This is a genomic window from Mycobacterium sp. D16Q13, from assembly GCF_002013375.1.
Classification (GTDB): domain Bacteria; phylum Actinomycetota; class Actinomycetes; order Mycobacteriales; family Mycobacteriaceae; genus Mycobacterium.
The window spans coordinates 1-13,262 of record NZ_MAEW01000003.1; the positions used below are offsets into that span (position 1 = coordinate 1).

The following is a 13,262-nucleotide window of genomic DNA, read 5'->3' on the forward strand; positions in this document are numbered from 1 at the left end:
CGCAACGGGGCCCCGGGTCCCCCCCGGTCGGGCCCCCCCGGCGGGCGGATATCCCCCCGTTCCCCCGGCTGGGCCCGCGGGCGCCGAGCCGTATCCGCCATACCCCCAGGCTGACCCGGCGGGATACCCGCCGCCACCTCCGGGATACCCCGCTGCGCCATACGGCTATCCCGCGGCGGGCTCCTATCCGCCCGTCGAAAGCGCGCGAAGCACCAACGGATTCGCCATTACGGCGCTGATTTTCGGCATCGTCCCCTGCCTGGGCGGCATCCTGGGCATCATCTTCGGCGTCCTGGGCCTGAATCAGATCAAACGAACCGGTCAGAACGGCCGCGGAATGGCCATCGCGGGCATCGTGCTCGGCTCCCTGTGGGTCGTCGCGTCGATCGTCATCATCGCGGTGGGCGTCGGCAACCAGCCCAAACGCGACGAATCCGGACACGTCACCCAGTCCGGCGATATGGACGTCACCAAGTTGCGCGTGGGCGACTGCGTCGCCGATCTCGGCGACAAGGACTACTACACGACGACTAAGGCCATCCCGTGCTCTCAGCCACACAAGGCAGAGGTCTACGCACTGCTACCGCTGTACGGATCCTCGGTGCCCGCGCAGTCCGAGCTGGACGAAAAGGGCAATGAGGGCTGCAGTACCGCGCTAGAAAGCTACTCTCCCAGTGCATTCGAAGACGACGGGGTCGAGATCACCTACCTCTACCCCACCAAACGTTCCTGGACACAGGGTGATCACGCGATCGCCTGCGTGGCCGTCTTCACCACCGAGCGCACTGCATCCATCAAGGGCCAGTAGCTGCTACGGGCGCAATGTCAGAATGCGGGGGCCGTCCTCGGTGACGGCTACCGTGTGCTCCCAATGCGCGGCCCGGGAGCCGTCGGTGGTCACAACGGTCCAATCATCGGCCAGCACCCGGGTCTGCGTGGTTCCCAGCGTGAGCATCGGCTCGATGGCGAGCACCGACCCCACCCCGAGAAGCGGCCCCTTGCCGGGGGCTCCCTCGTTGGGCAAGAACGGATCCAGGTGCATCGAACGGCCGATGCCGTGGCCGCCATAGCCGTCCACGATTCCGAATGCCCGGTCGAACTGCTTCTCCGCCGCCCGGGTGCCCAGCTCGATCGCATGGGACACATCGGTGAGCCGATTCCCCGGGATCATCGCCGCGATACCGGCCTCCATCGACAACCGGGTGGCTTCCGACAACGCCTCGTCGACGGGAATGACTGTCCCGACCGCAAAGGTCCACGCGGAATCCCCGTGCCACCCGTCCAGAATCGCACCGCAGTCGATGGACACCAGGTCGCCCTCAGCCAAGATCGCTGTCGCCGAAGGTATTCCATGAACCACTTGATCATTGACCGAGGAGCAGATCGACGCCGGGAAACCGTGGTAACCCAGGAACGACGGCACCGCGCCGCCATCCCGGATCACGGACTCGGCGACCTTGTCCAATTCCAGCGTCGAAACACCGGCCTTTGCGGCATCACGCACGGCGACCAATGCGGCGCCCACGACGGCGCCCGCGGCAGCCATGGCATCCAGTTCTCCGGTGGTGCGCTGCTCCACCGTCTTCTTGCGGCCGAACAGCCCCACTGCTACCTCGCCTACTACCGGCCCAGAGCCTGCGATGTCCGCGCGAACACTTCGTCCACCGTGCCGACGGCATCGATGGTCTGCAGCACGCTCTGGTAGTACTCCAGCAGCGGTGCGGTCTCGTCGCGGTACACGTTGAGGCGATTGCGAATAATGTCCTCGGTGTCGTCGGCGCGGCCACGGCCCAGCAGTCGCTGCACGAGCTCTTCTACCGGCACCCGGAACTCCAGCACGGCGTCGATCTTGACGCCGCGGGCCTCTTCCATCGCGGCCAGCGCATCCGCCTGGTCCACGGTGCGCGGGAATCCGTCGAGGATAAATCCGTCCGCGGCGTCCGCCTCGTCGAGGCGCGCCTCGACCATCTTGTTGGTGACCTCGCTGGGCACCAGATCGCCGGCGTCCAGGTACTGCTTGGCCTGGATTCCCAGCTCGGTGCCCTCACTGATGTTCGACCGGAACAGGTCGCCCGTAGAGATCTGCGGAATGCCGAACTTCTCCGAAATCAGTTGTGCCTGCGTACCTTTGCCTGCCCCTGGCGGGCCGAGTAACACCACTCTCACTTGAGGAACCCTTCGTAGTTACGCTGCATCAACTGGCTTTCGATCTGCTTCACAGTATCGAGGCCGACACCGATCATGATCAGCACCGCAGTTCCGCCGAATGGCAGGTTCTGCATACCGCCGGAGTTCCCGATCTGCAGGAACAGGTTCGGCAAGATCGCGATGATACCCAGGTAGATCGAGCCTGGCCACGTGATGCGGTTGAGCACGTAACGCAGGTAGTCGGCGGTGGCACGTCCGGGACGGATACCGGGAATGAAGCCACCGAACTTGTTCATCTCGTCGGCGCGCTCATCGGGGTTGAAGGTGATCGACACGTAGAAGAACGTGAAGAACACGATGAGCGTGAAGTAGATCGCGACGTACCAGTAGTTGCTGGGGTCGGTCAGGTACGTGCTGACGAATCGATCCCACCAGCCGGTCTTGTCCTTCCCGCCACTGCGCACGAGCTGCGTGATGAGACCCGGGATGTACAACAGCGAGGAGGCGAAAATGACCGGGATAACACCGGCCTGGTTGACCTTCAGCGGCAAGTAGGTGGAGGTGCCGCCGTACATGCGCCGTCCCACCATGCGCTTGGCGTACTGGACGGGGATGCGGCGCTGGCCCTGTTCGACGAACACGACACCGATCACGATGAGAAGCGCCGCCACACAGACGGCGGCGAAGGTGACACCGCCACGGCTGTCGAGGATGGTCTTGCCCTCGGCGGGGATCCGGGCCGCGATACCGGCGAAGATCAGCAGCGACATGCCGTTGCCGACTCCGCGTTCGGTGACCATCTCACCGAGCCACATCACCAAGGTGGATCCGGCGGTCATGACCAGAACCATCACGGTCAGCGAGAAGATCGACTGGTCCGAGACAATCTCGTCCTTGCGGTCACAGCCCTGCAGCAGGTTTCCGCTGGCACCGAGCGCGACGATCGAGGTGGACTGCAGCAGTGCCAGCGCGACCGACAGGTAGCGGGTGTACTGCGTCATCTTGGCCTGGCCCGACTGGCCTTCCTTGCGCAGCTGCTCGAACCGGGGAATGACCACGGTGAGCAGCTGAACGATGATGCTGGCGGTGATGTACGGCATGACGCCGACCGCGAAGACCGACAACTGCAGCAGCGCACCACCCGAGAACAGGTTGATCAGCGAGTAGAGCTGCGCCGAATCTCCACTGCTGACCTGCTCAACGCAGTACTTCACGTTGGCGTAGTTCACCCCGGGAGACGGCAGCGTCGCACCAAGCCGATAGATGAACACGATCCCGATCGTGAAGAGGATCTTCCGCCTCAGGTCAGCTGTCCTGAGAGCAGAGACAAAAGCGGAAAGCACACATCCTCCTGCGCATCCTGCAGCTCGCCATGTGATCTGCTAGATGAATCAGCTGGTGATCCCAGCGTTGGGTAACCGTTTCGGCGGCCGTCAGGGCACGCCCGGGCCGGATACGAGACTAACAGTTCGCTACGAACCGGTGGAGAAGACGGTGTCCTTCTGGTCGGGGACGACCGTGCCATCGGAACGAAGCAGCGGCCCTGTGCTGCCGTCCGGGTTGGTCCTGCCGTCGGTCGCACACAGGTACGGGTCCACATGCTGCGGATAGGGATCGATAAACATCGGGTTGACCAACCATTTGCCGTCGGCGTTGTCATAGGCCCGGCACATGAGCTCGGTCTTGTTCCGATTGATGACGAGGTGCGCGGCGGTGGCGTCGTCGACAAAGGTGACGTCGGTGGTCGAGTCCCCGGCGGCGAGAATCTGCCGCTTGTTGGCGTCGTAGGGCTCGAATGCGGCGGGTCCCTGCACGCCGAAGACCACCTGGTTAGCCCAGCAGCGTTTGCCGTCGACATAGGTGATGACGGTGTCGGCACCGTCGGGCTGTCCGCCACAGCCCTTGACGTGCGGGGTCTGCCGCCCGTTGGTGTCGTAGACGCTGCGCACCCCGATCACCTGGTTTGTGGGGATTCCGATTTCCGGTGACCACACCTTGGCGACCACCTCCGACGACGCCGAGATCACCCAGGTGCTGACACCGTGCGCCTGCAGCGTGGCAATGAGGTCCTTGATCTGCGGATATACCCGTACATACCCCGGCACGGTGGTGGTGCCGATGGTCTGGGTGGCTCCGATCGGCGCGTCCAGGTTCTCGCGCTTGGCCGCCTGCGCGAATTGAGCGACCTCGTCGGCGGTGTACCCGGCGGTCAGCGCGACTGTCCACACGTAGGCGCCATTGCTCCAGCGCTGGTTGTATCCGGTGAAGGCTTCCTGCTCGTCATGGGTCTTGCCCTCGCGGACCGCCAGGATCTCGTCGGCGCATGCGGCGTTGGTTGAGGTGGCCAGCGGCTGTCCAGCGGGGGTTGTGGTGCCGCACGCCTCGCGCAGCGCGGTGGCCGCCACTTCGGTGATGTGTCGGCTGGTGGCGTGCCAGTCGCCGGGCTGACGGATCTTGTTGTGCCGCAGCATCCACGCGAGGGTCGCATCCGAGATGTCGTTCTTGACCTCGGTGTTGTCCCAGTCGAAGAGCGCGACCGCCGTGGTGGAGCGCTTCCAGGTGCCGGTGCACGTGCTGTTGGCGTCGATCGCGGCTTGCAACCGCTCCCTGACCTCGCCGTACCAGGGCAACGCGGGATCCAGCTGGCGGCATCCGGGTGCGGCCTGCGCGACGGGAGTGCTCACGTTCCAGGCTGCGACGAATAAAACGACGGCAGCAATCCAGGTCATCGCCTTCACCGGCCGAAATTACCACCGCGCGTCCGTGACTCGGGGCCGGTCACCGGGCGTTCATCGGCATTTCCCGTTAGTTGAGTTCGGATCTGCGCGGCCCGCAGCCAAATGTGCTCTCGCAGTTGCGAGATATCGGTCGGATGCGGCGCGGACAAGACATCGGCTCGCGCTCGTTTCGCGATGGCGACCTCGCGGCGGTAGTTCAGGAAGATCTGGAGCTCGCCTTCGCGATCGGCGAGATATTCGTAATCCGTGTCCCACGGCGCGCCGACGCGCATCAGTTCGGCATGGGTGGCCCATTGCCGCAACGTCTGCGGGCCGCCCGCCAAAACAAGTACCCCGCCGATCCGTTCGACGCTCTCCCACCCGGTGGGTTCGGGTGTGTACGGATACTGCCGTTGGCCACTGGGCATTTCCCGCCACTCACGAAATTCGGCGACCCAGCTGTCCAGGCCATGGGTGCGCCAGCGCACGGTGCCTTCAGGCTTGGCCGGCGGCTGCACCCGCAATGTCTGTGCCGCCTGCCGGGTGAGCACGGTCAGATGCGACGGCAGCAGCACAATCGGGTCCGCCGTCTCGGCGTCGAACGGATTCGGTTCGAGGTGCGCACGGTCGATGAGCACCAGCGTGCCGGGGCGCCGCTGATATGCCAGACCCCACAGCAGCCGGGCCAGCGTCTTGGCGCCCGCCTCATCGGAGATCACATGCCAGGTCTCATGAAACCGATTGGTGGAGAACCGCACATCGGCATCCGCGCGCAGCGTGATGACCGTGTAGGACCGTCCGTCAAGCGTCACGGAACGCCGGTGCAGCTTCATCACGCTGTCTCCGGTGGCGGCCGTACACGGCCGCACTTCTGTTTCGGCCACGTTCACCTCCTGATATCTCGGCCGCCCTCAGTGCCGGAACAGCAAACACCTCGATACGGGTCGCGCGCAACTGAATTTGCGCAGGCCACAGGCCCGGGGGTGCGCAATCGCAGACAGCGGCGCACTATGGTCGGGGCACCCCGACAACCTCCAAAGGAGCCTCGATGACGCGGACCGATGACGACAGCTGGGACTTGGCCTCAAGTGTCGGAGCGACGGCGACGATGGTGGCCGCGCAGCGCGCGCTGGCCAGCCAAGTGCCCAATGCCTTGATCAACGATCCCTACGCGGAGCCGCTGGTGCGTGCGGTCGGCATCGAGTACTTCACCAAGCTGGCCTCGGGTGATTTCGACCCCGAACAGATGGCAGGTCTGGTGCAACTGGGCATCACCGCGGACGGCATGGCCAACGGGATGGCAAGCCGCACCTGGTACTACGACACCGCCTTCGAATCCGCCACCGCCGCGGGAGTACGCCAGGTCGTCATCCTCGCGTCGGGACTCGACACCCGGGCCTATCGCCTGGATTGGCCGGCCGGTACCACCGTGTACGAGCTGGACCAGCCGGATGTGATCGCGTTCAAGACCGACACCCTGGCCGAGTTGGGAGCCTCACCGAGCGCCAACCGGCGCACTGTGGCGATCGACTTGCGCGACGATTGGCCAACCGCCTTGAAAGCGGCCGGTTTCGACCCTGGACAACCGACGGTGTGGTCTGCCGAAGGACTGCTGATCTATCTGCCCCCGGAGGCACAGGATCGGTTGTTCGCCTCAGTCACCGAGCTCAGCGCACCGGGCAGCCGCCTCGTATGTGAGCAGGTTCCCGGCCTGGAGACCGCCGACTTCTCCAAGGCCCGCGAACTCACCCGCCAATTCGCGGGCGACACACTGGATTTGGATATGGAGTCACTCGTCTACACCGAAGAGCGTCAAATGGCCGCGGATTGGCTGGCCGAACACGGCTGGTCGGTGGTCACCGAGGAGAACGACGCACTCTACGCGCGGCTCAACCTAGATCCGCCGAACCCTTTGCTGCGCACGATATTCCCCAACATCGTGTACGTCGACGCGATGCTGGGCTAGCTCGCCACGCGCGAGCGGCCCCATTTCCACCAGGCCCGCCTCGGCACCTGCGGCTCGTCGGTATCGGAGTTCGCAAACGGAACTCCTTTATAAACAGCGAGATACATGTCGATCGTGGTCACGATGACAATCATCAGCACCGGGCCCAGCACGATCCCCCAGAATCCGAAGGCCGCGATACCCGAGAAGACCGCTAGAAGCATCAACGCGGGGTCCAGGCGTGCGCCGCGCGGTACGAGGAAGGGGCGCAGCACATTGTCGATGTTGGACACCACCAGCAGGTGCCAGGCGATGACGAATAGTCCAGCGACGGGGTGCCCGAAGAGGATCATGCCGATGCCGAAGGGAATCGTCACGATGCCACCCCCCAGCGGGATGATCGATAACGCGGTCAGCAGTATCGCGAAGAAGAAGAAACCCTGCTGGAAGCCGGCCACGTAGATCGACGCGGCGCCCGCGACACCCTGCGCCATCGCAATGACGAACTGGCCCTTGACTGTTCCACGCACCATTGCACCGATCTTGTCGAGATACAGATCGGTGATCTCCTCCCCCAGCGGATTGAGCTGCCGCAGCAGGGTGAGCACCTTGTCCTGTTTGACCAGGAGCGAGACAAACACGTACAGGAAGATGATGCAGGCCGCGACCGCCGCCGCAACACTGCCGACGGCGCTCTGCAGCACCTGCAGCAGCCCTTGCCCAACGTTCTCCGCCAATGACGCGATCGACTGCCGCAGGCTGTCCGGGGTCAGCTGGACGTGCACGAATGGGATCCGGGCCAAGACATCGTTGATCACCGCGAACGCCTTCTGCCCGAGTGTGGTCATATCGGTGTCCCCCACCCAGTTCGAGACACTGTCGACCATGCGGGTGATCTGAACCGTCGCAACGTAAACCAGCGCACCGAGCGGAACCACCACCGATCCCAGCGCGCACAGCAGCGTCAGCGTGGCGGCCACACCCGATCCGAATCGGCGACCCAGGCGCCGATACAGCGGCGTGAACAGATATGCGGCCACCGCCGCGACGACGATCAGGATGAAGTAGCCGCGCAGAAAGTAGATGCCGACGGCGATGCCCACACCGGTGAGAACGGCGAGCACACGTTTCTGAAACACGGTCAGTTCGGTGTTCACGCCACGCCCTTCCGCCGGCAGCTGCACCCGATACGTTAGTCGGTGTCAGCCCCGGTCCTGGCGAAACATGCTGGTGCCGCGCGACTAGAAGCGGTAGTCGCCCATCATCATGGCCTGTGCACTGCCGATCGATCGCTGGGCGCGCTGCACCGTCTCCACAGCCAGCTGCGCCACTCGCCCCAGCACCGCATCGGTCACGGCCGCGGCGGCGGGTTGCGACGACGCGCGCTGCCGCAACAGCGAGGTGAGCGGCGAACTCGGGAAGCTCGCGATCCGAACCTCGTCGTCGGCATCGATGTCCGCGAGTTCCTTGGCCTTGGCCACCGCGTCACGAAATCCGCCGAGCTCATCGACGAGGCCGTGCTCCAACGCATCCCTGCCCGACCAGATCCTGCCCTGCGCAACCGCTTTCACGGCATCGATGGTCAGATTTCGTCCGTCGGCGACCCGCTGCACAAAATCGTCGTAGTGCATGTCGATCTCGGCCTCGACGAGATCACGTTGCTCGTCGGTGAAGGGTTCATTACTCGACCACGCGTCGGCGTTGGCGTTGGTGCGCAATGTGGCCGACGCGACGCCGAGCTTCTCCTTGAGTCCGCGAGTGATGAACTTTCCGGTGATCACGCCGATGGACCCGGTAATGGTCCCCGGATTGGCGATGATCGCGTCGGCACCCATGGCGACGTAATAGCCACCCGATCCCGCGACGGCACCCATGGACGCCACCACTGGCTTGCCCGCCTCACGCGCCCGGATCACTTCTCGCCAAATGGTTTCCGAGCCGTTGACCGAACCACCGGGGCTGTCCACACGCAACACGATGGCGGCCACCGAATCGTCGGCGACGGCATCGCGCAGCGCCTCGGCGATCACGTCACCTCCGCTGGCCGGCCCCGGCGGGAAGAGCCGGGGCCCGCTGCGGCCGCTCACAATCGGTCCCGCCAGGGTGACCACGCCGATGGTCCGCCGCGACGGACGGCCGGGCAGGGCGGGCAGGCTCGGCACCTGTGGCCGGGTGGCCCGGGCGTAGCGCGCCAGATACAGCAGCGGGGGTTCTTTGTCGGCCTTGACGCCGGTCACTTCGGCGATGCGGGCGTACGCCTCGTCGCGATATCCGATGCGATCGACCAATCCGGCGACCACCGCATCGGTGCGCCGCAGTGGCGCCCGGTCTGCCAGGGCGTCCACATCGGCCGGTTCCAGCTTCCGCGATGCGGCGACGCCGTCGCGAACCTGTTCGGACAGGCTCTCCAGCAGTCGCCCGTCGGCCTCCCGCTGCGCCTCGGTGTAGCCGTCTTCCGTGAAAAGATTTGCCGCCGACTTGTATTGACCCCGGGAGAGGAACTGCGCTTCCACCCCGGCCTTATCGAGAGCGCCGCGCAGGAAGGTCCCGTTAGCCGCGAATCCGATGAGTCCCACCGTGCCGGAGGGCTGCATCCACACCTCACCGAACGCCGATGCCAGGTAGTAGGCGAGGGTGCCCGGGTAGGTCTCGGCCCATGCCACGCTCGGCTTGACGGCGCTGAATGCCTCGATGGCGGCCCGCAGCTCCTGCACAGCTCCGGCGGCGGCTGGAGGGATCTGCACACGGGCGATGAGACCGGCGACCCGCGGATCGTCAATCCCCCGGTGGATGGCGGCGATGGTGTGCCGCAGCGACAGGGGCCTACTCGCCCCGGAGAACACGAGGCCCAGCGGATCGAAGCTGACGGCTTCCGGCGGGACGTCGAGCAGGTCGAGCTCCAGGATGCAGTCCCGCGGCACGCCCCGGTGACGCGCGGTGTCGACCTTGGTCAGCAGATCGTGGACGTCCGAGGGCGTGGTGAAAGCGAACATGCCTTGAGCGTACCGACGAATGCGGCAATGCTCCCGGCCACAAATCCGTGCTGCCGTTCTACTCGGCGCGTAGGGTCGAAGCCATTCGCTGGCGGAGGGGCAACGATGACACGTGCACAGAAGATGGTGGCCAAAAAAGTATTGGCCCAGGTCGCTGCGCTGCTCGCGGTGACGACCGTATCCGGGTGTATCGATACCTCCGGGTCACGCGAATTCACACCGCCACCATCGGCGTCATCGACCGCGGCAGCACCCACCCGTAGCTACCCCGGCTTGTTTCCCGAATACCGCGGAAAGTTCCATCCCAATCACACCGATCTGGGTGGGCGGAACAACGCCGAGCTCTCCAGCCTGCTGCCGACGGAGGCCGACTTCCCCGCGCAGGGAACGACCCGTCCGCCGGATATCGCCTCCGACGACGGTTCCGGGCTGGGCGTGCACGGACAAACCGATGGTGAGACGCGTCCGCCCGAATGCCTGTACACGCCCTTCGGCAAGTCCTTTTCGCGGACTCCTGATGGCTCGGACTGGAACCTGTACTACGTGGCCTCGACATTTCACGAGGCGGACCCGAACGGTAACCACATCATCGTCACCGTGAATCGTGAACGCGAGAACACCGACGTCTTCGCGTTGACCAGCACCTGGATCAAGAAGTGCGGGCAGTACGACAAGGCGTTCCCGACGTTCGCCAAGCCGGAGGTGCGGAATCGGCACGTCACCGACACCTTCGCGCCCGGTCCGACCGTCGACGGTGTGCAGACCTATGTGTACACCAGTGCGAGCACCGACCTGGATGACGCGTCGGCGAGTGCCCAGCCTTCTGGAGTGCGTGGACAGCGCATTCTGCTCGCCAGGGTGCGCTCGGTCGTGTTCGAGGTGGAAGGCACCGACCAGGTCGACGCCGGTCTGCTGGACCAGCTGATGGCCACCACCATTGCCAACGCCAAACATGCCCCGCCACCGCCCGATCAGAACGCCGGGCGATTGGCCGCACTTCCCACCTGCGACACCGCACCGACCCAGCCCGGGAATCCGCAAGCGGATCCGGCGCTCGACTGCACGATCCGCACCTCGGACGGCAGCGGTGTCATCTTCGAAGTGCTGGGCACCCCCGCCGGGACCATCCGCGTATTCAACGGCAGTGGTGCACAGCTGCAATCCATTCGTGTCCCCAACTCGATCTTCCAGCAGCGCGTGCCCTTCTTGCAGGACCTGGATCAAGACAAGCGCGAAGAGCTGCTGGTGGTCAGGGCAACCGGCGACCCCGCGGGCGATCTCATGGATGTGTGGCGCTCGCGGCCGAACTCCGATCAGTTCGACATGACCGGAACGATTTTCGGGGTCCCGAGATTCTGGCTGACCTCCGATCGATTCATCGGAATCTTCTCGCGCAACGGCGCCGACGCCGGGGTGGCAGCGCTGTTCCGGTTCGTCGACAACAAGTTGGCGGTGCTGGCACTGCTGGACACCGAAAGACGTGTCGACAACAAGCCACTCGACGATCCGAAGTGGCGCCTCAACGCCAACGTCAAATGCGCGATGAACGTGTCCGATGATCCGCCGGGAGCGCTGGGGTCACGGATGGATGCGTTACGCGCAGCCGGCGTCGACCCAGCCACAGCCGCGGAACATTTCTGCCTGCAGCCGTGGGTGCCAACGCTGTACCGGCAGGGCGCACGGTGAGGCGCATATGAAAAAGTGGGGTTTCACTGCACTTTTCGTCGTGGGGATGACCCTGACGGCATGCAGTCACGGCGGTATTCATCGCGCCGCAACGCCGACCAGCTCGGCGCCCAGCCGCCTCGATGCGCTGCCACTGTGCTCATCGATCACGCCGCAAGCGATCGAGCCGGATCCAGACCCGGCTCTGGACTGTGTATTGCGATCCAAGGATTCGGCGAAGCTGACGTTCGAGGTACTGGGCACACCCCCCATCACCATCAAGGTGTACGAGCCCAATGGGACCGAGCGGCAGACCTTTACCGTTCCCGTCAACAAGCCGGAACGAACCCCGCCGCTTCTTGCCGACTTGGATCGCGACGGCCGCGATGAATTGGTCGTGGTGGACACCGTCGGCTCCGATGGCGATGTCCTGGATGTGTGGCGGGTCAACAAGGATTCGGGGAAGTTCTCTCACGCGGGACAGGTAGTCGGTTATCCGGATTTCCGGACGACCGACGAACACTTCGCCGCGTTCTACGCCAGTACCGGCGCCGGATCGGGAAGGGCATCCCTCTACCGGTTCGTCAACGACAAGGTGGTGAGCCTCGGCTCCCTCTTCGTGCAGGCGGCGGACTGGCCGGATCCGCCCGATCCCGCCCGCACCTGGTACACCAACGGAAACACGTTGTGTTCCTTCAACTACGACGACGTTCCCCCTGGACAAGCCGAGAAGACGAACCAAGCCTTGGCGGAAGCGGGCGTGGATCCACCGTCCGCACAGGATCGATTCTGCAAGCAAGCCTGGGTTGCCGATATCTACCGGAAACGCTAGCCGGACGTACCGTGGTGGGATGCGGTTCTCCATCTCGATTCCCCAGTTCGACACCGGCGGCTTCGATGCCGAGGGCGTCCGCTCCTATCTGAGACGCGCCGAGGACCTCGGCTTCGAAGGCGGCTGGACCCTGGAACAGACCATCGGCGCGTCGCCGATCATCGCGCCGCTGGAGTTACTGGCCTATGCGGCGGCATGCACCACGCGATTGCGCCTTGGTGTCGCGGTACTCGTTGCCTCACAACATGATCCGCTACAGCTGGCCTCCGCCATCACAGCGGTGGACCGGCTCAGTCACGGGCGCCTGGACATCGGGGTCGCCCCGGGCGGCGGTTCCCGCAACTTCGCGGCGTTCGGTGTGGACAAGGCGACCTTCATCGCGAGCTTCACCGAGGGACTCGATCTAATGAAGCTGGCGTGGTCAGACCAGGAACGCATCACGTTTCCTGGGCGCTTCCGGCATGTCGACGATCTGGCGATCCAGCCCAAGCCCGTTCAGCGTCCGCATCCGCCCATCTGGTTTGGCGGGCACGCGCCCGCCGCACTCGCCCGCGCGGTGCGCCATGGCGACGCCTTCCTGGGCGCGGGATCCTCCACAACGGCTGCCTTCGCCGAGGCGGTCACGCAGCTTCACAGTGCGTTGCAGGGCCAGGGGAAGGACGCGGCCGGATTCCCGATCGGCAAGCGCGTCTACCTGATGATCGACGACGACAGGGACCTCGCCCACGCGCGTGTCCAGGCAGGGCTGCACCGGATTTATGGCGAGATGACGGGCATTGACGCTGTGCCGGTGTGGGGCACTGCCGATGAGGTCGCGGCTGGTCTGCGCGAGGTCGCCGACGCGGGCGCGGAGATGATCCTGCTCAATCCCGTCGGTGAGGACGTAGCGGCCGATCGTGAGCAGATGGAACGCCTTGCCGCCGAGGTCATCCCGCAACTGGCCTGACACCGAGTGTGAAGCC

The 13,262-nt window shown here is 64.8% G+C and carries 12 protein-coding genes; 5 read left to right on the forward strand and 7 right to left on the reverse strand.

Going from position 1 to position 13,262, the window contains the following annotated elements; all coding sequences use genetic code 11:
• Positions 1-808: DUF4190 domain-containing protein (locus B4400_RS02625; protein ID WP_286151521.1), on the forward strand; the 808-nt coding region annotated here is incomplete at its 5' end.
• Between the two features lie 3 nt (positions 809-811).
• Here the strand turns inward: B4400_RS02625 and map are convergent.
• From map to B4400_RS02650, 5 genes are all read right to left on the reverse strand, one after another.
• Positions 812-1,606, reverse strand: a complete 795-nt coding sequence (map, locus tag B4400_RS02630) for a type I methionyl aminopeptidase (RefSeq protein WP_078308573.1) — start codon at positions 1,604-1,606, stop codon at positions 812-814.
• 14 nt (positions 1,607-1,620) lie between these two features.
• Positions 1,621-2,166, reverse strand: a complete 546-nt coding sequence (locus B4400_RS02635) for an adenylate kinase (protein ID WP_078288370.1) — start codon at positions 2,164-2,166, stop codon at positions 1,621-1,623.
• Positions 2,163-3,491 (reverse strand): preprotein translocase subunit SecY, encoded by a 1,329-nt coding sequence (gene secY / locus B4400_RS02640; RefSeq protein ID WP_078288371.1) that lies wholly within the window; start codon positions 3,489-3,491, stop codon positions 2,163-2,165. Before secY ends, B4400_RS02635 begins: the two co-directional genes overlap by 4 nt.
• Before the next feature lie 129 nt (positions 3,492-3,620).
• Positions 3,621-4,886, reverse strand: coding sequence for a hypothetical protein (locus tag B4400_RS02645; RefSeq protein ID WP_078308572.1), 1,266 nt, complete (start codon positions 4,884-4,886; stop codon positions 3,621-3,623).
• Complete coding sequence (locus B4400_RS02650; protein ID WP_078308975.1) at positions 4,883-5,749, reverse strand: hypothetical protein; 867 nt, start codon at positions 5,747-5,749, stop codon at positions 4,883-4,885. Before B4400_RS02650 ends, B4400_RS02645 begins: the two co-directional genes overlap by 4 nt.
• Positions 5,750-5,913: 164 nt before the next feature.
• Between B4400_RS02650 and B4400_RS02655 the strand changes: the two genes are divergently transcribed.
• Complete coding sequence (locus tag B4400_RS02655) at positions 5,914-6,831, forward strand: class I SAM-dependent methyltransferase (protein WP_078308571.1); 918 nt, start codon at positions 5,914-5,916, stop codon at positions 6,829-6,831.
• On the opposite strand, the gene B4400_RS02660 is transcribed toward B4400_RS02655, so the two are convergent.
• Both B4400_RS02660 and sppA read right to left on the reverse strand, forming a co-directional pair.
• Positions 6,828-7,967 (reverse strand): AI-2E family transporter, encoded by a 1,140-nt coding sequence (locus B4400_RS02660; RefSeq protein ID WP_078308974.1) that lies wholly within the window; start codon positions 7,965-7,967, stop codon positions 6,828-6,830. The genes B4400_RS02655 and B4400_RS02660 overlap by 4 nt on opposite strands.
• Before the next feature lie 84 nt (positions 7,968-8,051).
• Positions 8,052-9,803, reverse strand: a complete 1,752-nt coding sequence (gene sppA / locus B4400_RS02665) for a signal peptide peptidase SppA (RefSeq protein ID WP_078308570.1) — start codon at positions 9,801-9,803, stop codon at positions 8,052-8,054.
• Between the two features lie 105 nt (positions 9,804-9,908).
• Here sppA and B4400_RS02670 point away from each other — a divergent pair, with 105 nt between their 5' ends.
• The 3 genes from B4400_RS02670 to B4400_RS02680 are packed head-to-tail and all read left to right on the forward strand — an operon-like array spanning position 9,909 to position 13,246.
• Entirely contained in the window at positions 9,909-11,489 is a 1,581-nt protein-coding gene (locus B4400_RS02670) for a sensor domain-containing protein (protein ID WP_078308569.1), read from the forward strand.
• Positions 11,490-11,496: 7 nt separating this feature from the next.
• Positions 11,497-12,300, forward strand: coding sequence for a hypothetical protein (locus tag B4400_RS02675; RefSeq protein WP_078308568.1), 804 nt, complete (start codon positions 11,497-11,499; stop codon positions 12,298-12,300).
• A 19-nt stretch (positions 12,301-12,319) separates the two neighbouring features.
• Positions 12,320-13,246 (forward strand): LLM class flavin-dependent oxidoreductase, encoded by a 927-nt coding sequence (locus B4400_RS02680; RefSeq protein WP_078308567.1) that lies wholly within the window; start codon positions 12,320-12,322, stop codon positions 13,244-13,246.
• Positions 13,247-13,262 lie beyond the last annotated feature (16 nt).

What these genes read in the sequence shown, in the direction of transcription:
- B4400_RS02655 (WP_078308571.1), top strand. Translation starts at nt 5,914, where the DNA reads ATGACGCGGACCGATGACGACAGCTGGGACTTGGCCTCAAGTGTCGGA.
- sppA (WP_078308570.1), bottom strand. Translation starts at nt 9,803, where the DNA reads ATGTTCGCTTTCACCACGCCCTCGGACGTCCACGATCTGCTGACCAAG.
- B4400_RS02670 (WP_078308569.1), top strand. Translation starts at nt 9,909, where the DNA reads ATGACACGTGCACAGAAGATGGTGGCCAAAAAAGTATTGGCCCAGGTC.
- B4400_RS02675 (WP_078308568.1), top strand. Translation starts at nt 11,497, where the DNA reads ATGAAAAAGTGGGGTTTCACTGCACTTTTCGTCGTGGGGATGACCCTG.
- B4400_RS02680 (WP_078308567.1), top strand. Translation starts at nt 12,320, where the DNA reads ATGCGGTTCTCCATCTCGATTCCCCAGTTCGACACCGGCGGCTTCGAT.